Here is a 20,148-nt window from a genome sequence, read left to right on the forward strand (position 1 = left end):
CGAACTCGCGGTCGACGGCGCGGCGGACACGCCGGCCGCGCCGCGCCCGCGCCGGCCCGCGGCGCGCCTGCCGCGCGGCCTGGACCTCGGCAAGGTCGATCTGACGACCACGCTCGCGGCGGCGCGCATCCAGCGGCCGGTCCTGTTCGTGCCCCCCTCCATGCCGGCGATCGACCTGCTGGTGCGGATGCAGGCGACCCGCACCCACATGGCGCTCGTCATCGACGAGTACGGCGGCACCGACGGGCTGATCTCCATCGAGGATCTGATCGAGGTCGTGGTCGGCGACATCGAGGACGAGCACGACGTCGCCGAGGACAAGCACGTCCAGCGCGTCGAGGGCGAGGGCGAGGTCTTCGTGGCAGACGCGCGCACTCCGCTGGCCGAGGTCTCCGAGGTGACGGGCGTCGACCTCGTCGCGGCCGTCGGGGAGATGGCCGAGGAGATCGACACGCTGGGCGGCATGATCGTGACCCTGGCGGGCCGCGTGCCGTCGCGCGGCGAGCTGATCGCCGGCCCCGGCGACCTCGAGTTCGAGGTGCTCGACGCCGATCCGCGCCGCCTGAAGCGGCTCCGGTTCCACAAGGGCGCGGCGCGCATCGGCAACGTCGTGCCGCTCGCCCTGCCACCGCCCGCGAACGCCCCGGTCGCCGAGACGCCGCACCCGTGACGGTCGCGGCGTGACGAGTCTGGTGGACGGTTTCGCCCGGTCGCCCGCGGCGGCCGGCGCACCGATGCGCGGGCCGATCCCGGGTCCCATGTCCGATCCGGAGCGGGCGCGCGTGCCGGGCGCGGTGCTGGCGGTCGCGCGCCTGACCGGCTGGCGCCGGCTCGGGCTGGCGTGGCTCGCCGGCGCCCTGGGCGCGCTGGCCATGCCGCCCTACGGGCTCCTGCCGGCCCTCGCGGTCTCCCTAACGATCGCGGTCTGGCTGCAGGACGGGGCGGCCGCCGGCCGGACGACGGTCCGGCGATTCGCGCCCTGCTTCCTCATCGGCTGGGCCTGGGGCTTCGGCTACCTCACCGCCGGACTCTGGTGGCTGGGCCAGGCCTTCCTGGTCGAGGCCGAGGAGTTCCTCTGGGCCCTGCCGCTCGGCGTGATCGGCCTGCCCTTCGTGCTCGGCCTGTTCTACGGCGCCGGTTTCGGCGCCGCGGGCCTGCTCTGGAGCCGCGGCGCGGCGCGGATCGCCGCCCTCGCCTTCGGGCTCGGCGCGGCCGACTGGCTGCGCGGCCACCTGTTCACGGGGTTCCCCTGGAACACCCTCGGGATGGCGCTGGCCCAGAACCTCTGGCTGATGCAGGGGGCGGCGGCGGTCGGGCTCTACGGCCTGTGCATCCTGGCCGCGCTGGTCTGCGCGGCGCCCGCGACGCTCGCCACCGGCGCGAACCCGCGCGCCCGGTTCGGGCCGAGCGCAGCCGCCGCGATCGTGCTCGCCGGCCTGGCGCTCTACGGGGCCGAGCGGCTCGGTCCGCCCGACCCGGTGGTCGCGGGTGTCCGGCTGCGGCTCGTCCAGCCCAACCTACCCCAGGACGCCAAGTTCAGGCCCGAGAACCGGGCCGACATCGTCGACCGCTACATCGAGCTGAGCCAGCGCCCGACGGAGGCCGGCGCGCCGGAACCGACCCACATCGTCTGGCCGGAATCGGCCTTCCCGTTCCTGATCCAGCGCGACCCCGACGCCCTGGCTAAGGTGGCGGCCGGCCTCAAGCCCGGGCAGCACTTGATCACCGGGGCGGCCCGCGCCGAGGAGCCGCTGCCGGGCGAGCGTCTGCGCTTCTACAACGCCGTCCTGGTGATCGGCCCGGACGGCCGGATCTCCGACAGCTACGACAAGGTCCACCTCGTCCCGTTCGGGGAGTACCTCCCCGCGCCCCTCGACGCCGCCCTGCGGGCCGTGGGTCTGCGCCAGTTCGTGGCGATCCCCGGCGGGTTCTCGGCCGGGACGCTCGCCGGGCAGCGGATCCTGACGGTGCCGGGCCTGCCGCCGGTCGCGGCGACCATCTGCTACGAGGCGATCTTCCCGGGCGCGATCCTGCCCGCCGGGCACGCCGCGCCGTCCCCGCAGCCGCCGGGGCTGATCCTGAACGTCACCAACGACGCGTGGTTCGGCGACACGCCGGGGCCGCGCCAGCACCTCGCCCAGGCGCGCCTGCGCGCCGTCGAGGAGGGGCTGCCGCTCGTGCGCGACGCCAATACCGGGATCTCCGCGGTGATCGACCCGCACGGCCGCGTCGTCGCCCGCACCGCGCTCGACACCGAGACCTGGCTCGACGCGGACCTGCCCGCCCGCATCGTCGGCGGCACGCTCTACGGCCAGTTCGGCGACGCCGCCTTCGCGCTGATGCTGGCCGCCTGCCTGGGCGGGGCCGTGATCGCGCGGCGGCGGCCGTGAGTTCGGACCGGGCCACAGCGAACCGGTTCCTGCTCGGCCTCGCGCTGATGCTGGTCGCGTTCAACCTGCGCCCGGCGCTCAGCACGGTCGGCCCCCTGCTGGCGACGATCCGCGACGGCACGGGCCTCGGCGCCGGCGGCGCCGCCATCCTCACGACGCTGCCGGTCCTGTGCCTCGGCATCGCCTGCGCGCTGGCCGCGCCGCTGATCCGCCGGATCGGGCCCGACCTCGCGGTGCTCGCCGGCTCGACCATCCTCGTCGCCGGCCTGACGCTCCGCGGTCTCGGCGGCCTCGTGCCGCTCTTCGCCGGGACGGCGCTGGCGGCCATCGGGATCGGGATCGACAACGTCCTGTTGCCGGCACTGGTGAAGCGCGATTTCGCCGGCAACGGCGGCCTGATGACCGGCCTCTACACGATGACCCTGTGCCTCGGCGCGGCCGCGGGCGCCGGCGCCTCGGTGCCGGTGGAGCACGCCCTCGGGGGCGGCTGGCCGTCCGCCCTGGCGATCTGGTCGCTGCCCGCTCTGGTGGCGGCCTTCGTGTGGATCCCGTTCGCCCGCCGCACCGCCTCGACCGCCGCGCCCTCCGCCGGGCGGCTGCTCCGCAACCCGCTGGCGTGGTGGGTGACGGGCTTCATGGGCCTGCAATCCTCGCTCGCCTACATCCTGTTCGGCTGGCTGCCGCTGCTGCTGCAGGGCCGCGGGCTGACGCCGCTGAATGCCGGGCTCTACGCCTCGCTGGCGACGCTGGTGCAGGCGCCGGGCGCCCTGCTGGTCGCCATGCTGGCGGCCCGCGCCCGCGACCAGCGCGCCTGGATCGTCGTGATTCCCGGCCTGACCGCCGCCGCCTTCGTGGTCCTCGCCTTCGGGGCGGAGTCCCTGCGGATCCCCGCCGCCTGCGCGCTGGGCTTCGGGATCGGCGGCTGTTTCGGGCTGGGGCTGACCCTGATCGTGCTGCGCGCCGCGGACGCGGCGAGCGCCGCCGGCCTCTCGGCCATGGCGCAGGGCATCGGCTACACCTGCGCCGCGCTGGGGCCGCTGGTCTTCGGTCTCGCCCACGAGGCGACCGGCGGCTGGGCCGTGCCGGGCGCCCTGTTCGTCGGCATCACCGTCGCGGCGATCCTGATCGGGCTGGCCGCCGGACGCGACCGGAAGGTCAGCGCGGCCGAACCCGGGTCGCGGGATGCGGGCTCTCAGCCGCCGACCGCGCTCCAGCCGGCGAACCCGGCCAGCGGTTCCTGATCGTAGCGCGCCATCAGGTCGGTCATCGCGGCGGCGTCGCCGAGCCGGCCCTCCTCGGCGAGCCGGGCCAGACCCTCGAAGAAGCCCTCGCGGCCGAGCGCCGGCGCGAAGCTCAGCGTGAACCGCACCGGCCCGTCGCCGCGGTTGGCGAAAGCGTGCGCGACGCCGGGCGGGATCAGCGCGAAGTCGCCCGGTCCGAGATCGTGATCCGCACCGTCGACGTGGAGCGCGAGCCGGCCCGCCTCGACCGAGAACGTCTCGGTCAGCCGGGCGTGGCGGTGCAGTCCGGCACCCGGCGTCCGGGGATCCATCGCGACGCGGTAGATGCCGAGGCCGTCGCCGGTCTCGTCGCTGCGCGCGAGATAGGAGACCCGCATGCCGCCGATGACGGCGTTCGGGCCGGGCCCGCGGTGCACGACACTCGCCATCGCCGCCTCCGTCCGATCCAGAAACGAGAACCCCGCGCGGCCGGGTGACCGCGCGGGGCTGTGTCGATGAGCGCCCGCGCGAGGCTTACTCGGCGGCGACCCGGTGCGCCTGCGAGCCGTCGGTCAGGGTCTCGGACTGCAGGCGCTTGCCCGGCGCGGCGCGGCCCGGCAGCGGCGGCAGCGACTTGGCCTTCTCCAGATCGATCCCGGCGCCCTCGGCGACGCGGCGGCCGTAATCCTCGTCGGCGTGCCAGAAGTGCCAGACCATCCGCAGCTGGATCGGCTCGGGGCACTGCTTCATGTCGGCCACGAGGTTGGCGATCAGGTCGTCGCGCTCCCAATCCTGGAACGAGCGGTACCGGACGCCGGCCTGGGTGTAGTCGTCCTCGGTGCGCGAGGTCTGGTAGCGCCCGAGGCGGCCCTCCACCGGCTGGTGGTAGTCCTTGGCGGGCTTCGGCGCCTCGCGCAGGCCCTCGGCCAGCGTCGACGGCTCGTAGTTGATGTGCTTGTTCGGGCCGGTGCCGTCGACCGTGTAGGCCATCTGACCGTCGCGCTGGTTCGAGTAGACCTTCACGCCGGGCTGCGGCGCGTTGATCGGCAGCTGGAGGTAGTTGGCGCCGACGCGGTAGCGCTGCGTGTCCGAGTAGGACAGCGTCCGCCCCTGCAGCATCTTGTCGTCCGAGAAGTCGATGCCGTCGACCAGCACGCCGGTCCCGAAGGCCGACTGCTCGACCTCGGCGAAGAAGTTGTCCGGCACGCGGTCGAGCACCATGCGGCCCACCGGCAGCAGCGGGAACTGGTCCATCGGCCACAGCTTCGTGTCGTCCAGCGGGTCGAACGACAGGTGGTCATTCGGGCCGTCCGGCATGATCTGGACGCAGAATTCCCACTCGGGGAAATTCCCGGCCTTGATGTTGTCGTACAGGTCACGGGTCGCGTGGCCGACATCCTTGGCCTGGATCTCGGAGGCCTGCTGCGAGGTCAGGTTGCGCACGCCCTGCTTCGGCTCCCAGTGGAACTTGCAGAGCACCGCCTCACCCTGGTCGTTGACCAGCTTGTAGGTGTTGACGCCCGAGCCTTCCATCTCGCGGTAATTGGCCGGGATGCCCCAGGGCGACTTCAGGTGCGTCACCATGTGGATCGACTCGGGGTGCTGGGCCACGAAGTCGAAGAAGCGCCACGCCTCCTGCCGGTTCGTCACCGGGTCCGGCTTGAACGCGTGGATCATGTCGGGGAACTTGATCGCGTCGCGGATGAAGAAGACCTTGAGGTTGTTGCCCACGAGGTCCCAATTGCCGTCGACGGTCTTGAACTTGACCGCGAAGCCGCGCGGATCGCGCTCGGTCTCCGGGCTCTCCTTGGCGCCGGCGACCGTCGAGAAGCGCACGAACATCGGCGTCTTCACGCCGGTCTCGTTCAGCACGCGGGCGCGGGTGTACTTGGAGGCCGGCTCGTCGCCGATCTTGCCGTAGGCCTCGAACCAGCCGTGGGCGCCGGCGCCGCGGGCGTGGACGACGCGCTCCGGGATCCGCTCGCGGTCGAAATGCGTGATCTTCTCGATGAACTGGTAGTTCTCGAGCGTGGCCGGGCCCCGCTCACCGACCGTGCGGGTGCTCTGGTTGTCGCGGACCGGATGGCCCTGGCGGGTGGTCAGGATCGGGCGTTGATCGCTCATGCGTACCGTCTCTCCGTACTGCGAAGGCTCTCGGTGGACAGAGGAGTCAGCCTGGAACCGTTCTGGTGAAGGGTTATGACCGCGGCATGACCCCGAGGCAAATGCATCGTCACAAAGGTTCTGATAGACGCAGCCTATGAATCTGGCCGGCCTCTCACTCCGCGATCTCGAATACGTCGTCGCCGTCGCCGACGAGGGGCATTTCGGCCGGGCCGCTGAGCGCTGCAACGTCAGCCAGCCGACGCTGAGCGTGCAGGTCCGTAAGCTGGAAACCGCGCTCGGCCTGACTTTGTTCGAGCGCTCGAACCGGCGGATCCTGCTCACCGAGGCGGGGCAGGCCATCGTCCGGCAGGCGCGGGTCGTCCTGGCGGAGGCGCAGCGGCTCCTGGCCCTGGCCAGCGAGGGGCGCGGCTCGCCGCTCACCGGGCGCCTCGTGCTGGCGGCGATCCAGACGCTCGGCCCCTACTTCTTCCCGCTGGTGCTACGGCCCCTGCGCGAGCAGTACCCGCTGCTGATGCTCTCGCTGTCCGAATCGCGGACGGCCGACATCGTCGAGGGGCTGCGCGACGGCCGCATCGACGCGGCCCTGGTCTCGCTGCCGCTGCCCTCGCACGGGCTCGCGGTCTCGCCGCTGTTCGTCGAGCCGTTCTGGCTCGCCTGCCCGGCCGAGCACACCCTCGCCCGGGGCGGCGCGCTCTCCGCCAACGAGATCGCGGGGCCGGACCTGCTGCTCCTCGACGAGGGCAACTGCCTGCGCGACCAGACGATCGCCGCCTGCGGCGCCGGTTCGTCGGTCGGCCGCCACGCCACCAGCCTGGAGACGCTCCGCTCGATGGTGGCGGCCGGCGCCGGCTACACGCTGCTGCCGGCCCTGGCGGTGCCGGCGAGCCCCGATCCCAGCGGCCTGACGGTGACCCGCGCCTTCGACGTCGACGGTCCCGGTCGGACCATCGCGCTGGTCTGGCGCGCGAGCGATCCGCGGGCCGCCGGCCTCGCGAGCCTGGCCGCATTCTTCCGGGCGCACGCGCCAGCGGGCACGGCCGCCTGCCGCGACGGGGAGGCCGTCGCCTGAGCCGCCGCGGACGCCCACCTTGAGCGGTTGTGAATAGGAAGAGGAGCCGCAACCGGTCTATCAGGACGGGTGACGACAGGGAGCGGCTCGATGCGGCGCACGATGGTCTGGGCCGTACTGGCGCTGCTGATCCCCGCGGGCGCGCGCGCCGAGCCGAAGGACAGCTTCGCCCGGATCGACCAGATCAACCGCGCCTCCCTGGTGATGACGGTGGAGACCGGCATCGTGCCGCGGGCGCTGGGCGCGACCGTCGCCCGCGCCCTCGACCAGGTCGCCGCCGAGGCCGCCAAGCCGGGCGCCGAGCGGCCGGACGATTACCTGCGGATCGAGCCGCTGATCACCGCCATCGCGGGGGCCGACGCCACGCGGATGCATTCCGGGCGCAGCCGCCAGGACATCATCCCGACGGTGCTGAAGCTCGAGCAGCGCGACCGTCTCCTGAACCTGGCCAAGGCGCTCGACGAGACCCGGGCGGCTCTGCTGGCAGTGGCCGAGCGCGAGGCCGACACGATCGTCCCGGCCTACACCAACGGGGTGCAGGCCCAGCCGACGACGCTCGGGCACGTCTACCTGGGCTACGCATCCGTCCTCGCCCGCGACGCCGACCGTCTCCGGGAGACCTGGGCGCGGCTGAACCTGTCGCCCCTGGGCGCGGCCGCCCTGGGCACGTCGAGCTTCCCGGTGGACCGCGAGAGGCTGGCGGCGCTGCTCGGCTTCGACGCGCCGGTGGAGAACAGCTACGATTCCGGCCAGCTCGCGCCGATGGATATGGGAATCGAGCTGACCGGGCTCGCGGCGAACCTCGCGACCACGGCCGGCAGCTTCGCGCAGGATCTCTACGCGCAGTACCACCAGACCCGGCCCTGGATCCTGCTGCGGGAGGGCGCGCTCACCGGGCCGAGCAGCATCATGCCGCAGAAGCGCAACCCCGTCGCGCTCTACAGCCTGCGCATGAAGGCCAGCGACGTCGTGGGGGCTGCCCAGGCCTTCGTCATCATGGCGCACAACGTCGATTCCGGCATGCCGGACTACAAGCGCAACCAGGCCGAGCCGCCGGGGCGGACCCTGGCCGAGGCCGCCGAGATGTGCCGGCGCTGGACGCGCGTCCTCGACGGGCTGGTCGTGGACCGGGCGCGCGCCGCCGACGAGGTCGCGGCGGACTACGCCACCACCACCGAGCTCGCCGACACGCTCCAGCGCGAGGCCGACGTGCCGTTCCGGCTCGGCCACCACTTCGCGTCCGAGCTCGTGAGCTACGGCCGCAGCCACGACCTGCGCCCGGCCGACCTGCCCTTCCCGGAGGTGCGGCGCATCTACGCCGAGGCCGCGGCCGGTTCGGGGCTGAAGCCGGACCTGCCCCTCGACGAGGCCCGCTTCCGGGCGGCGCTGTCGGCGCGCGGCATGATCGACGCCGCGAAGGGGCTGGGCGGCCCGCAGCCCGCTGAGGTCCGGCGGATGCTGGGCGCCGCGCAGGCGCGGCTGCGGACCGACCGCGACTGGCTCGACGCCCGCCGGAAGGGCCTGGCCGACGCCCGGGCGCGCCTCGATGCCGCCTTCGCGGCCCTCACGCGCGAGCCCTGAATTCCGCGCGGGGGCGCCGTGCCGAAACTCTGCCGTGACAGGGCCAATATTGCGGTATAGCGCGCGCCTGACGCCTGCCGGCTGAAGCGGGCCTCTCCCGATCGGTCGCCTTGCCCCCTCTCCGCACCCTCGGCCTCTGGGCCGCCCTCGCCGCCGCGTCGGCGGCCGTGTCGTACGGCCTGATGCAGGCGCAGTTCCCGGCCGCGCTGCTGCTCGGGCCGATGATCGCGGCCATCGCCTTCGGCGTCGGCGGTTCGCGCCTGCGCGTCCCGCGGCCCGCGTTCCAGGCCTCCCAGGCGGCGATCGGCTGCCTCGTCGCGCACGCCGTCACCGGGCAGATCGCCCAGACCCTGATGGAGGACGGGCCGCTCATCGTCGCGGTCGTGCTGGTCACCGTCGCGGTCAGCGGCCTCGTCGGCTGGATCCTGACGCGCCTGCGCGTGCTCCCCGGGACCACCGCGGCCTGGGGCTCGTCCCCCGGCGGCGCCTCCGCCATGGTGGCGATGGCCGAGGATTTCGGCGCCGATCCGCGCCTCGTCGCCTTCATGCAGTACGTGCGCGTCGCCGCCGTGGTGTTCTCGGCCTCGCTGGCGGCCCGCTTCCTGATGGAGGCCCCAGTCCCGGGGGCGTCGTCCGGCGCCGGCGAGGTCACCGGCCCGCTCTCGCTGCTGGCGACGCTCGCGGTCGCCGTCGTCGGCGCGGGCGCGGCGCTCGCCCTGCGGGTTCCGGCCGGCGCGCAGATCGGGCCGATGGTGCTCGGCAGCCTGCTTCACGCCACCGGGCTCGTCCGGATGGCGCTGCCGGTGCCGCTCCTCGAACTCGCCTACGCGTGCATCGGCATCTACGTGGGCCTGCGCTTCACCCGCGAGACGCTGCGCCTGACCGTCACCGCCCTGCCGGGCATCCTGGCGGCGACCTTCTCGGTCATCGCCCTCTGCGCGGCCTGGGGCTGGGGTCTGACTCTGCTGCTGCCCATCGACCTGCTGACGGCGATCCTCGCCACGAGCCCCGGCGGCCTCGATTCGGTGGCGATCATCGCGGTCGGCTCGAAGGCGGACGTCTCCTTCGTGCTGGCCGTCCAGACCCTGCGCCTGTTCGTGGTGCTGCTCACCGGCCCGCTGCTCGCCAAGTGGATCAGCCGGTCCGTGCCGGAGGCCGCCATCCGATGAACGCCCTGGTCCTCGCCTTCCTCAACTCCTGGCGCGGCCTGCGTCACGGCGCGCGGACCGAGCTGGCCGTCCGGCAGGAACTCGTGCTCCTGGCGCTCGGGATCCCGGTCGCGCTGTTCCTCGGCGCGACGCTCTGGGTGCGGGTCGCCCTGATGGTCAGCCTGCTGCTGATGCTGGCCGCGGAGTTCCTGAACACCGCCGTCGAGAAGCTCTGCGACCACGTCCATCCGGGGCATCACCCGATGATCGGCACCGTGAAGGACCTCGCCTCCGCCGGCACCTTCATGGCGCAGATGGCGGCGCTGCTCGTCTGGGTGGCGGCGCTGGTGGACCGTCTCGGCTGACCTGCCGCGCGCGGGGCGCGCTCGCATCCGCGGGCCGGAGGGTCTATCTGGCCGGCATCGCCCCGCGCATCGGCCGAGACTGCACACCGTGACGGACTACATCCGCAAGATCCTCACCGCCCGCGTCTACGACGTGGCGATCGAGAGCCCCCTCGATCCGATGCCGCGCCTGACGCAGCGGCTCGGCCGGCCGGTCCTGCTCAAGCGCGAGGATCTCCAGCCGGTCTTCTCGTTCAAGCTGCGCGGCGCCTACAACAAGATGTCGGGCCTGCGCCCCGACCAGATCGCCCGCGGCGTCGTCTGCGCCTCGGCGGGCAACCACGCGCAGGGCGTCGCCCTCGCCGCCGCCAAGCTCGGCGCGCGGGCCGTGATCGTGATGCCGCGCACCACCCCCTCGATCAAGGTCGATGCCTGCCGGGCGCGCGGGGCCGAGGTCGTGCTGCACGGCGACGCCTTCGACGAGGCGCTGGCGCAGGCCAAGATCCTCGAGGCCGAAGAGGGCCTGACCTTCCTGCACCCCTTCGACGATCCGGACGTGATCGCCGGCCAGGGCACCATCGGCAAGGAGATCCTGGAGCAGCATACCGGCCCGATCGAGGCGATCTTCGTGCCGGTGGGCGGCGGCGGGCTGGCCGCCGGGATCGCCACCTTCGTGAAGTATTTGCGGCCCGGCACCAAGGTGATCGGCGTCGAGCCCGAGGACGCCGCCTGCATGGCCGCCGCGCTCGCGGCCGACACCCGGGTCAGCCTGCCGAGCGTCGGCCTGTTCGCCGACGGCGTCGCGGTGCGGCAGGCCGGCGAGGAGACCTTCCGGCTCTGCCGCGAGCACCTCGACGAGGTCATCACCGTGGACACCGACGCCATGTGCGCCGCGGTCAAGGACATCTTCGACGACACTCGCGCGGTGTCCGAGCCCTCCGGGGCGCTGAGCCTCGCCGGTGCCAAGCTCTACGCCGAGCGCGAGGGCGGCGACGGCACGCTGATCGCCATCTCGTCGGGGGCGAACCTGAACTTCGACCGCCTGCGCCACATCGCCGAGCGCGCCGAGATCGGCGAGCAGCGCGAGGTCCTGATCGGCGTGACCATCCCGGAACGTCCGGGCGCCTACCGCGCCTTCATCCAGGCCCTCGGCCCGCGCGCCGTCACCGAGTTCAACTACCGCCACGCCCCGGGCTCCGAGGCGCAGATCTTCGTGGGCATCAACGTCGGCGGCGGCAAGCGCGAGAAGCAGGCGCTGATCGGATCCCTGCGCGACGCCGGCTACCGCGTCCTCGACATGAGCGACAACGAGATGGCGAAGGTCCATGTCCGCTACATGGTCGGCGGCCGGGCTGTCGGGGTGGCGCACGAGCGCCTGTTCCGCTTCCAGTTCCCGGAGCGGCCGGGCGCGCTGATGAAGTTCCTGGAGGCGCTGGGCCCGGACTTCGACATCACGCTGTTCCACTACCGCAACCACGGCGCCGATTACGGCCGGGTGCTCGCCGGGATCGCGGTGCCGCCGGCCGAGCGCGCCCGGTTCGACGCCGTGATCGAGGCGCTCGGCTACCCGGCCACCGACGAGACCGAGAACCCGGCCTACCGCCTGTTCCTCGACGGCGAGGGCGCCGGGGCGCTCTGAGCGCCGGCGGCTCGCCCGCGTCACGCGCCGTCAGCTCTCCGCCACGTCGACGGAGGTGACGTCCGGCATCGCCCGCAGCTTCGCCGCGATGGTCTCGAAGCTCGTCCGCGACAGGCGCACGAAGGTGACGGTGACCTCGTCGTGGTCCGGGTCGGGGCCCGGATGGACCGTGAAGGTCCGGACGCGCGAGGCGCGCTCGCCGGTCGCCGCCTGGAGGGTGTCGATCGACATGGTGCCGCGTTTGGCGGTCAGCCGCAGCGTCTGGGCGCGCATCCGGTCGCGCCAGCGCTCCTCGAAGGGCTTCACGCCGGCCAGGATGCCGACGATGAGCGCCGTCGCGGCGAGGGCCGGCACGTAGAGGCCGCTGCCGATCGCCAGCCCGATCGCCGCCACGCCCCAGAGGCTCGCCGCCGTGGTGAGGCCCTTCACGACCTCGCCGCGCAGCAGGATCGTCCCCGCGCCGAGGAAGCCGATGCCGGAGACGACCTGCGCGGCGATACGGGAGGGGTCGAGCACCACGTGTTCGGCGCCCAGCACGTCGGCGAAGCCGAAGGCCGAGACCAGCATGATCAGGCAGGAGCCGACGCAGACCAGCATGTGGGTCCGCAGGCCGGCCGCCCAGAGCAGCCGCTCGCGCTCCAGGCCGACCACGCTGCCGAACAGGGCCGCCAGCGCCAGCCGGGCCACCATCTCGCCGTTGCCGATCAGGACCGCCTCCGTGCCTCCGCCCCGTGCGGATGGCGCGGATCCTTGCGGCTTTACCGCGGGCGGATCAAGCGATCCCGAGCGCCGCCTTCTCGACCTCGTAGGCGGCCCGCACGGCGGCGGTGCCGTAGGCGCGCTCCAGCCGCCGCACGGTGAAATGCGCCCGCGCGGTCGATTGGAAGTGATTCATGAAGGCGGTGTTGACCGCCGCCCCGCCGAAGGCGCCGAGGATCGGCACCGCCTGCGCGGCGACCTTCTGGGAGACCACGAGCCCGAAGCGCGCGGCGATCTGCGCGGTGAAGCGGATCAGCGCCGGGGCCGACTGGTCGAGGAGCGTCTTGCTCCCGGCGTAGCGGGCCGCCTCGGAGAGCGTCTTGGCCAGGGCCGCGCGGACCGCGAAGTAGCCGCTCTCGGTGAGCGCCGAGCCCGCCTCGGTCTCGGCCATGGCCCGGCCGCCGAGGGCGAAGACCTGCACGCAGGCGAGCGCGCCCTCGGGGGTCTCGAGATCCTCCCCCTCCTCCCGGGCGATCTCGGCGATCGAGCGCAGCATCAGCGTGGTCGAGACCGGCAGCTCGACCGCCAGCGTCGCGAGGCCGAACGCGCCGCCGACCGCGCCCGAGAGCGCCGCCATCGCCTTGTGCTTGGCGTCGCCCGAGCCGAGCAGCCGCGCGAGACGGCTCTCGGCCCTCGCGGCCACGCCGCCGAGCCCCTCGCCCTCGGCGGGGACGAGCTCCTTGCGCGGCAGCGTCGCCAGCGCGACGCGCAGCGCGCCCCGCATGGCCACCTCGGTGCTGCGGCTGACGGCCTCGGTGACCGGGGTCGGCAGCGATCGGCCGATGATGTCGAGGGGCGCGCCGGCCGCCGCGGAGAGCCGCGCCGCGAGGCTCGGACGCTCCAGCACCTGCACGGCGCGGCGCAGGGCGGCGAGGTCCGCGTCGCTCAGCGCTATCTCCGGCGTCTCCGCCGGCAGCGTCTCGCCGGCGCGGGTGAGGTCGCTCGTGCTCATCCGTCGATCCCTGGATCTGTCCCGCTCACGCGGCCCCGGGGGCGCGCGCCGTGGTAGGAAGCTCGGGCCCCGGGATGCGGTTCCCCGGCTCCTGGGCGTCCCGCGCCGGGGCCGCGGCCTCCACACGCCCGCTCCGCCGCCCGACCGCGAGGCAGAGCACGAGGACGGGGATTCCCACGAGGGAGGTCATGACGAAGAAGGCCGGGTAGCCGATCGCCGCGACCACGAAGCCCGACGAGCCCGCAATCAGCTTGCCCGGCAGCGCGTAGAGCGAGGAGAACAGCGCGTACTGCGTCGCCGCGTAGGCCGGGCTCGTGAGGCTCGACATGTAGGCGATCAGCACGATCCCCGCGAAGGAGCCGCAGAAATTCTCGATCGAGATCGCCACCGTGAGGCGCCAGATATCGGGCGCGCCGGCCGCCAGCCACGCGAAGGCGAGGTGCGAGGCTGCCGCCAGGAAGGCGCCGAGCAGCAGCGTCGGGAACAGGCCGAAGCGGGCGAGCGCCCAGCCGCCCGCGAAGCCGCCCGCGATGCCGACCCAGATGCCGTAGAGCTTGGTGACGGTGGCGATCTCCTTCAGGTCGAAGCCGAGCGTCCGGTACAGCGGGCTCGCCATGACGCCGGACAGGAAGTCGGGCAGCCGGAACAGGGCCACGAGCAGGAGGATGCCCCAGAGCGCGCCGCCGAACCGGCCGTGCAGCTCGGTCAGCGGCTCCAGGATGGCGCGGCGCATCGACCAGAGTCGCGACCGGCCGGGCGTCTCGACCCGCGCGGCGCGCGGCGCGTCGAAGGCCGGGGCCAGCAGGGCGGCGATCATCCCGACCAGCATCAGCGCGGCCATGATCAGGTAGGCCAGCGTCCAGCCGCCCGCCGAGGCGATGAACAGCGCGCCCGCGCCGGCGGTGATCAGGCCCAGTCGGTAGCCGAGGTTCGAGGTCGCCGCCAGGATGCCCTGGAAGTCACTGCCGGCGGCGTCGATGCGCCAGCCGTCGATCACGACGTCCTGGCTCGCCGCGCAGAACGCCACCAGGAAGGCGCCGAGGCCCAGGAGTGCGAGGTTGGTCTTCGGGTCCGAGAAGGCCATCAAGATCAGGCACAGCGCGACCGCGGCCTGGGTGGTCACCATCCAGGCGCGGCGGCGCCCGAGCCGGGCGCTCAGCACCGGCACGTTCAGGCGGTCGATCGCCGGTGCCCAGAGGAACTTCAGCGAGTAGGGCAGCGCCACGTAGCTGAACAGGCCGATCGCCCGCACGTCGATGTCCGAGAAGGCGAGGCGGAGGGTGAAGGTCCCCAGCACGAGGAGCAGCGGCAGGCCGGACGAGAATCCGAGCGCCAGCATGAGCACGATCCGCCGGTCCTCGACGATGTCGCGGAGACGGAATCGACGCGTCGCCTGTGGCTGGTTCGCCATGGCATGGAACTCCTGAGCCTTCGTGGCCTTGATCCCGCGAAATCGTGGCAGCCTTACGCCGCACCTCTCTCCGCTGGATCCTGCTGTCTTGCGCCCCAATCTTGGTAGAAGCTTGCTTAACGCGGTGTCCACGTCCCGCGGTCGGAGCGCGATGGTGGCGCCGCCGGACGAACGGGGGCACCGCCTGACTGTGGAATGACGCGTTGAGTGCCCGATCCGAGACCGGTCCGCCCCTCGCGACGCTCGTCGACGCGTTCGCGTCGAGCCCGTCGCCGATGGTCATCACCGATGCGCGCGCGCCCGACAACCCGATCGCCTGGGCGAACGACGCGTTCCTGAGCGCCACGGGCTATTCCGCGGACGAGATCGTCGGGCGCAACTGCCGGATGCTGCAGGGGCCGGCCACCGATCGGTCGACGGTGCAGCGGATCCGCTCGGCCGTGGAGGCCGAAGAGCCGATCTCGGTGGAGCTGCTCAACTATCGCAAGGACGGGACGTCCTTCTGGAACGCGATGACCATCACCCCGGTGCGCGACGCCGAGGGGCTCGCCTACTTCTACGCCGCGCAGGCGGACATGACCCATGTCCACCAGATGGAAGTGTCGATGCGCGGCACCAACGACGAGCTGGAGCGCCTCGTCGCGGCGCGGACCCAGGACCTGACGTCGGCGCTGGAGCAGAAGACCGCCCTCCTCCACGAGGTCGATCACCGGGTGAAGAACAATCTCCAGGTGATCTCGTCTCTGATGCTCCTGAAGGCCCGGCGCACGCCCGAGGGCGAGGCGCGGGACGCGCTCCAGGGCATGGCGGAGCGGATCGGCGCCCTCTCGACGGCGCACCGGATGCTCTACTCCGAGGGCGACTGCACGCACTTCAACCTCGGCGACTTCGCGGTCGAGTTCCTGGCCGACATGAATGCCGGCCTGGACCCGGAGCTGCGCCGCGTGGAGGCCGACGTCGAGCCGATCGCGGTGGCGGCCGCGATGGCGGCGCCGCTCGCGCTGATGATCCACGAATTGACGGCCAACGCCCTGCGCCACGCCTTCCCGGGCGAGCGCGAGGGGCGCGTGTCGATCGTCGCCCGCCGCACCGATGGCGGGATGCACATGACGATCCGCGACGACGGCGTCGGCGTCGCCGCGGCGGCCCCGAACCCGGCGGGCTTCGGACGCAATCTCGTGGAGATGGTGGTCCGGCAGATGCGCGGGACCATCGCCTGGGCGGATGCCGGCCCGGGCACGACCGTCGAGATCGACATCCCGCTCCAGCTGCCGGCTTGAGAAATCGCCGTGGAGGCTTCAAGCTCGTCGGCCGCGGGGCCGGACAACGGAGAGCGCATGGGGACCGGGAACGCCGCCCTCCGCATCCTCGTGGTCGAGGACGAGGCCTTGATCGCCCTTGAGCTGGAATGCCTGCTGGACGATCTCGGGCACGTCACCGTCGGCGTCGCCGGCAACGCGACGGAGGCCATCGCGATGGGCCGGTCCACGGCGCCCGACGTCGCCCTCGTCGACATCCACCTCGTCGACGGCCCGACCGGGATCGACGTGGCCCGGGCGCTGTCGGCCGACCGGCGCACCACCGTGGTGTTCATGACCGCCAACGCCAAGCGCATCCCGGCCGATTTCGCCGGCGCGATCGGGGTGATCGCCAAGCCCTATTCCGAGCGCGTCGTCGCCAGCACCCTTGACTACGTGGCCGATCGCCGGGCCGGCCGCGACGGGCCGGCATGCCCGGACGGGTTCTCGCCCGCGCCGGGGTGATCTCTCGGAGTCCGCATCTCGCCCGCCCCCGCAGGGGGGCTATGGATCACACAGGTTCGATGTCTCGGACGGCTCGTCCGCCCGCTTGGAAGCTCGCAGATCCCCTCTCCCGCACGGGAGAGGGAGCCTGTCGCGCTCCGCCATCGCCTGCCTGCCTGAAATCGATAGAGCCCGTCGCCCCCGGAGCGCGCGAGACGCGGCTGAGTCCGAGCCTCACCCCCGCCCCGCCCGCTCGCGCTTCAGCCGGTAGAGCGCGTCGAGCGCCTCCCGCGGCGTCAGCGCGTCCGGGTCGATGGCGTCGAGCAGCGCGCCCAGCGGATCCTCCGGCGGCGGCTCCGGCGGCGGGGGTGGCGCGAGGGAAGCGAAGAGCGGCAGGTCGTCGATCCGGGCACGGGCGGGGCGGCCGCGCTCGGCCTTCTCCAGGCTCTTGAGGATCGCCCCGGCCCGGGTCACGACCCCGGCGGGCAGGCCGGCGAGCCGCGCGACCTGAAGGCCGTAGCTGCGCTCGGCGACGCCCGGCACGACCTCGTGCAGGAACACGACGCCGTCCCGGTGCTCGGCCACCTTCAGGGTGGCGTTCTCCAGCCGCGCCAGCCGGTCGCCCAGCGCCGTCAGCTCGTGGAAATGCGTGGCGAACAGCGCCCGGCAGGCATTCACCTCGTGGAGGTGCTCCAGGCAGGCCCAGGCGATCGACAGGCCGTCGAAGGTCGCGGTGCCGCGGCCGATCTCGTCCAGGATCACCAGGGAGCGCCGGGTCGCCTGGTTGAGGATCGCCGCGGTCTCGACCATCTCGACCATGAAGGTCGATTGCCCCCGGGCGAGGTCGTCGGCGGCGCCGACGCGGGAGAACAACCGGTCGACCCGGCCGATCCGTGCCTCCGCGGCCGGCACGAAGGCGCCGATCTGGGCGAGCACCGCGATCAGCGCGTTCTGGCGCAGGAAGGTCGACTTGCCGCCCATGTTGGGGCCGGTGATCAGGCGGATCCGGCCGCGCGTGTCGCCGGACAGGTCGCAATCGTTGGCGATGAACGGCTCGCCGGCCCGGCGCAGGGCTGCCTCGACCACCGGGTGACGGCCGCCGACCACGACGAAGGCGAGCGAGTCGTCGACCACGGGACGCCGCCAGTCGAGTTCGACGGCGATTTCCGCGTGGCTCGCGGCCACGTCGAGCCCGGCCAGCGCCTCGGCCACCTCGGCGATGGGCTCGGCCTGGGCCAGCACGCGGGCCGCGAGGTCGTCGAAGACGGCGGCCTCCAGGGCCAGGGCCCGGTCGGAGGCGCCCGAGATCTTCGATTCGAGCTCGCCCAGCTCGACGCTGGTGAAGCGCATCGCGTCCACCATGGTCTGGCGATGGACGAACTCGCTCTGCAGGCCCTTCAGGCAGGCCTCGCCGACCGATTGCGGGACCTCGATGAAGTAGCCCAGCAGGTTGTTGTGCTTGATCCGCAGGGTCCGGCAGCCGGTCTGCTCGGCGTAGCGCGCCTGCAGGGCCGCGATCACCTTGCGGGAATCCTGTCCGAGGGTCCGCGCCTCGTCGATCTCCGGGTGGTAGCCCGCGCGGACGAAGCCGCCGTCGCGCCGGCTCAGGGGCAGCTCGTCGGCGAGCGCCGCCGCCAGGGTCGCGATGAGCGCCCGGTCGGCCTCGGCCAGATGCTCGGCCAGCCGGGCGAGATCCGCCGGAAGACCGTTCATGGTGGCGAGGCGCGCGCCGAGATCCGCCGCGACCGCGAGGCCGTCGCGGATCGCCGCGAGGTCCCGCGGACCCGCGCGACCGAGCCCCGTCCGCGACAGGGCCCGCGCGAGGTCGGGCGCGCGGGCCAGGGCGTCGCGCAGGAAGCCGCGCAGGCGGGCGTCCTCCACCAGGTACGCCACCGCGGCGTGCCGCCGGGCGATGGCGTCGAGATGGGTCAGCGGGCCCGCGAGGTGCTCGGCGAGCAGCCGCGCCCCGTTCGCCGTCACGGTCCGGTCGATCGTGGCGAGGAGGCTCCCGGCGCGCTCGCCCGACAGGGTGCGGGTGAGTTCGAGATTGGCCCGCGTCGCCGCGTCGATCGCCAGGGTGGCGCCGCCATCCTCGCGGGTCGGGACCGCCAGGGGCGGACGGGCCGCGAGCTGCGTGCGGGCGATGTAGAGCAGCGCCGCGCCCGCGGCCGCGATCTCGGCCCGGGTGAACTGGCCGAACCCCTCCAGGGTCGAGACCCCGTACTGCTCGCGCAGGCGCCGCTCGGCGGCCGCGGGCTCGAGCTCGGCCTGCGCGAGGGGCACGACGGCGGCGCGGCTCTCCTGCCAGAGCCGCGCGAGGGCCGGATCGGCGTGGATCGCCTCCGACAGGACGATCTCCCGCGGGTCGTGCCGGGCGATGGCGCCGGACAGGTCGCCGCCGGCGACCTCGCTGAGGGAGAAGCGGCCCGTCGAGATGTCCACCGCGGCGAGGCCGTAGGCGACCGCCCCCTCCCCGGTCTTCCGGCGGCCGATGGCCAGGAGGAGATTGGCCCGGGCCGGGTCGAGGAGCCGGTCCTCCGTGATCGTGCCGGGGGTGACGAGCCGCACGACCTCGCGGCGGACGACGGATTTCGGCCCGCGCTTCTTGGCCTCGGCCGGATCCTCGGTCTGCTCGCACACCGCCACGCGGTGGCCGAGGGCGATGAGGCGGTTGAGATAGTCGTCGGAGCGGTCGACCGGCACGCCGCACATCGGGATCTCGCCGCCCGCGTGCTTGCCGCGCTTCGTCAGGACGATGCCGAGGGCCCGGGACGCGATCTCCGCGTCCTCGAAGAACAGCTCGTAGAAGTCGCCCATCCGGTAGAACAGCAGGCAGTCCGGATTGGCGGCCTTGATCTCGATGTACTGCGCCATCATCGGCGTCGCGCCGGCCGGGTCCAGGCCGGGCGTGGGCGTCGTGTCGGCGGCGGGGCGGACGGCGGTTCTGGCCATGCCGCCTCTTAGCAGAGCGATGCCGGCGAATCAGGCCGGGCGAACCGATGCGCCTGGGGAGAAGGCGCCCGGACGCCGCATCGCCGGTGGATGGCGCCCGGATCCGGCACAGCCTGCGCGGGATCCGGGCGCGGTCGCGATGTCAGTAGCGCGGGCCGCCCGTGGTGTTGCCGAGCTGCTGCTGGTAGCCCGGGCGCGACGGGTTGCGGGCGTTCGGGTTGCCGTGCCGCATCGTGTTCATGCGCCGCATCCGGCGCTCGTGCCGGGTCGAGTGATGGCGGTGCATCCGGTGATGATGCATGCGGTGGTGGCGATGCATCGCCACGGTCTCGACCATGTCGGATCCGGCGAAGCCGGGCTGCGCGATCGCGGGCGCGGCCTCCGACGCGACGGTTCCGGCCAGGAGGCCGCCGAAGACCACACCCGCGGTCAGGAAAGAACGAAAAGACATCGTGGAGTAGCTCCGATCAGCCCTCATGGGCCACCACCAAGTGACAAGTGCTCGTCATGTTCCGGAGCGGCGAGCGAAAAATAGTACGTGGCTTCCGGGAAGCGGACGGATTACCGCGCCGCCCGGCGCGCTTCCGGACGCGCCGGCGCGGAGACTTGCGAGATCCGGCCGTGCATTGAATATCGCTCTACAACTTGCCCGCGTGGACCGGCCCGCGTTCCCGCGGGTGCCCGGCGGCTAGAGCCGTTCCCGATCGGGTTGGGACGCAGGCGATCGGCGAGCCCGTGCCGAACGAGGCGCGGGTCCCCTCTCCCGTGCGGGAGAGGGACAGGGTGAGGGATGAGAACAGTCCGGAAGAGTCGC

At 73.0% G+C, this 20,148-nt stretch carries 17 protein-coding genes; 10 read left to right on the top strand and 7 right to left on the bottom strand.

Annotated elements, in window-relative coordinates:
- The 3 genes from ACLBYE_RS22410 to ACLBYE_RS22420 all read left to right on the top strand — a co-directional run.
- Window positions 1–670, top strand: a 670-nt coding sequence (locus ACLBYE_RS22410; RefSeq protein ID WP_447695849.1) for a transporter associated domain-containing protein, incomplete at its 5' end; no start/stop codon positions are given.
- An 88-nt stretch (window positions 671–758) separates the two neighbouring features.
- The gene (gene lnt / locus ACLBYE_RS22415) at window positions 759–2,390 is read left to right on the top strand and encodes an apolipoprotein N-acyltransferase (RefSeq protein WP_447695850.1); all 1,632 of its coding nucleotides are present in this window, start codon (window positions 759–761) and stop codon (window positions 2,388–2,390) included.
- Entirely contained in the window at window positions 2,387–3,631 is a 1,245-nt protein-coding gene (locus ACLBYE_RS22420) for an MFS transporter (protein ID WP_447695851.1), read from the top strand. Before lnt ends, ACLBYE_RS22420 begins: the two co-directional genes overlap by 4 nt.
- Here ACLBYE_RS22420 and ACLBYE_RS22425 read toward each other — a convergent pair.
- Together ACLBYE_RS22425 and ACLBYE_RS22430 are read right to left on the bottom strand one after the other, a co-directional pair.
- Window positions 3,583–4,059: a cupin domain-containing protein gene (locus ACLBYE_RS22425; protein ID WP_447695852.1), complete on the bottom strand. Its 477-nt coding sequence runs from the start codon at window positions 4,057–4,059 to the stop codon at window positions 3,583–3,585. The genes ACLBYE_RS22420 and ACLBYE_RS22425 overlap by 49 nt on opposite strands.
- Window positions 4,060–4,144: 85 nt before the next feature.
- Window positions 4,145–5,734, bottom strand: coding sequence for a catalase (locus ACLBYE_RS22430; RefSeq protein WP_447695853.1), 1,590 nt, complete (start codon window positions 5,732–5,734; stop codon window positions 4,145–4,147).
- Between the two features lie 136 nt (window positions 5,735–5,870).
- On the opposite strand from ACLBYE_RS22430, the gene ACLBYE_RS22435 reads away from it, so the two are divergent.
- From ACLBYE_RS22435 to ilvA, 5 genes are all read left to right on the top strand, one after another.
- Window positions 5,871–6,806: a LysR substrate-binding domain-containing protein gene (locus ACLBYE_RS22435; protein WP_056522542.1), complete on the top strand. Its 936-nt coding sequence runs from the start codon at window positions 5,871–5,873 to the stop codon at window positions 6,804–6,806.
- A 90-nt stretch (window positions 6,807–6,896) separates the two neighbouring features.
- A complete protein-coding gene (locus ACLBYE_RS22440) occupies window positions 6,897–8,387 on the top strand; it encodes an argininosuccinate lyase (protein ID WP_447695854.1) in 1,491 nt (496 codons plus the stop codon).
- Window positions 8,388–8,497: 110 nt separating this feature from the next.
- Window positions 8,498–9,556 carry an AbrB family transcriptional regulator gene (locus ACLBYE_RS22445; RefSeq protein ID WP_091680054.1) on the top strand — a complete coding sequence of 353 codons (1,059 nt, stop codon included), beginning with the start codon at window positions 8,498–8,500 and terminating at the stop codon, window positions 9,554–9,556.
- Complete coding sequence (locus tag ACLBYE_RS22450; protein WP_447695855.1) at window positions 9,553–9,900, top strand: diacylglycerol kinase; 348 nt, start codon at window positions 9,553–9,555, stop codon at window positions 9,898–9,900. Before ACLBYE_RS22445 ends, ACLBYE_RS22450 begins: the two co-directional genes overlap by 4 nt.
- 1 nt (window position 9,901) lies before the next feature.
- Window positions 9,902–11,518 carry a threonine ammonia-lyase, biosynthetic gene (ilvA, locus tag ACLBYE_RS22455; RefSeq protein WP_447695862.1) on the top strand — a complete coding sequence of 539 codons (1,617 nt, stop codon included), beginning with the start codon at window positions 9,902–9,904 and terminating at the stop codon, window positions 11,516–11,518.
- A gap of 30 nt (window positions 11,519–11,548) precedes the next feature.
- Here ilvA and ACLBYE_RS22460 read toward each other — a convergent pair whose 3' ends face one another.
- The 3 genes from ACLBYE_RS22460 to ACLBYE_RS22470 all read right to left on the bottom strand — a co-directional run bounded on the left by ACLBYE_RS22460 (window position 11,549) and on the right by ACLBYE_RS22470 (window position 14,640).
- Window positions 11,549–12,208: an MgtC/SapB family protein gene (locus ACLBYE_RS22460; RefSeq protein WP_082557725.1), complete on the bottom strand. Its 660-nt coding sequence runs from the start codon at window positions 12,206–12,208 to the stop codon at window positions 11,549–11,551.
- Window positions 12,209–12,290: 82 nt separating this feature from the next.
- Window positions 12,291–13,229 carry an EcsC family protein gene (locus tag ACLBYE_RS22465; RefSeq protein ID WP_447695856.1) on the bottom strand — a complete coding sequence of 313 codons (939 nt, stop codon included), beginning with the start codon at window positions 13,227–13,229 and terminating at the stop codon, window positions 12,291–12,293.
- A 25-nt stretch (window positions 13,230–13,254) separates the two neighbouring features.
- Window positions 13,255–14,640 (bottom strand): AmpG family muropeptide MFS transporter, encoded by a 1,386-nt coding sequence (locus ACLBYE_RS22470; RefSeq protein WP_447695857.1) that lies wholly within the window; start codon window positions 14,638–14,640, stop codon window positions 13,255–13,257.
- A 203-nt stretch (window positions 14,641–14,843) separates the two neighbouring features.
- On the opposite strand from ACLBYE_RS22470, the gene ACLBYE_RS22475 reads away from it, so the two are divergent.
- On the top strand, window positions 14,844–15,920 hold the full coding sequence (locus ACLBYE_RS22475; protein ID WP_447695858.1) for a PAS domain-containing protein: 1,077 nt from the start codon (window positions 14,844–14,846) through the stop codon (window positions 15,918–15,920).
- A 57-nt stretch (window positions 15,921–15,977) separates the two neighbouring features.
- Window positions 15,978–16,403 carry a response regulator gene (locus tag ACLBYE_RS22480; RefSeq protein WP_447695859.1) on the top strand — a complete coding sequence of 142 codons (426 nt, stop codon included), beginning with the start codon at window positions 15,978–15,980 and terminating at the stop codon, window positions 16,401–16,403.
- Between the two features lie 213 nt (window positions 16,404–16,616).
- Here the strand turns inward: ACLBYE_RS22480 and mutS are convergent, their stop codons facing one another.
- The gene (gene mutS / locus ACLBYE_RS22485) at window positions 16,617–19,334 is read right to left on the bottom strand and encodes a DNA mismatch repair protein MutS (RefSeq protein ID WP_447695860.1); all 2,718 of its coding nucleotides are present in this window, start codon (window positions 19,332–19,334) and stop codon (window positions 16,617–16,619) included.
- Between the two features lie 142 nt (window positions 19,335–19,476).
- Window positions 19,477–19,785, bottom strand: a complete 309-nt coding sequence (locus tag ACLBYE_RS22490) for a hypothetical protein (protein ID WP_447695861.1) — start codon at window positions 19,783–19,785, stop codon at window positions 19,477–19,479.
- Window positions 19,786–20,148: the final 363 nt, after the last annotated feature.

This window comes from Methylobacterium sp. A52T (assembly GCF_053346095.1).

Coding starts and splice junctions, on each gene's coding strand:
- ACLBYE_RS22460 (WP_082557725.1), bottom strand. CDS start 12,208: ATGGTGGCCCGGCTGGCGCTGGCGGCCCTGTTCGGCAGCGTGGTCGGC.
- ACLBYE_RS22435 (WP_056522542.1), top strand. CDS start 5,871: ATGAATCTGGCCGGCCTCTCACTCCGCGATCTCGAATACGTCGTCGCC.
- mutS (WP_447695860.1), bottom strand. CDS start 19,334: ATGGCCAGAACCGCCGTCCGCCCCGCCGCCGACACGACGCCCACGCCC.
- ACLBYE_RS22440 (WP_447695854.1), top strand. CDS start 6,897: ATGCGGCGCACGATGGTCTGGGCCGTACTGGCGCTGCTGATCCCCGCG.
- ACLBYE_RS22425 (WP_447695852.1), bottom strand. CDS start 4,059: ATGGCGAGTGTCGTGCACCGCGGGCCCGGCCCGAACGCCGTCATCGGC.
- ACLBYE_RS22490 (WP_447695861.1), bottom strand. CDS start 19,785: ATGTCTTTTCGTTCTTTCCTGACCGCGGGTGTGGTCTTCGGCGGCCTC.
- lnt (WP_447695850.1), top strand. CDS start 759: ATGTCCGATCCGGAGCGGGCGCGCGTGCCGGGCGCGGTGCTGGCGGTC.
- ACLBYE_RS22430 (WP_447695853.1), bottom strand. CDS start 5,734: ATGAGCGATCAACGCCCGATCCTGACCACCCGCCAGGGCCATCCGGTC.
- ACLBYE_RS22480 (WP_447695859.1), top strand. CDS start 15,978: ATGGGGACCGGGAACGCCGCCCTCCGCATCCTCGTGGTCGAGGACGAG.
- ACLBYE_RS22450 (WP_447695855.1), top strand. CDS start 9,553: ATGAACGCCCTGGTCCTCGCCTTCCTCAACTCCTGGCGCGGCCTGCGT.
- ACLBYE_RS22465 (WP_447695856.1), bottom strand. CDS start 13,229: ATGAGCACGAGCGACCTCACCCGCGCCGGCGAGACGCTGCCGGCGGAG.
- ACLBYE_RS22470 (WP_447695857.1), bottom strand. CDS start 14,640: ATGGCGAACCAGCCACAGGCGACGCGTCGATTCCGTCTCCGCGACATC.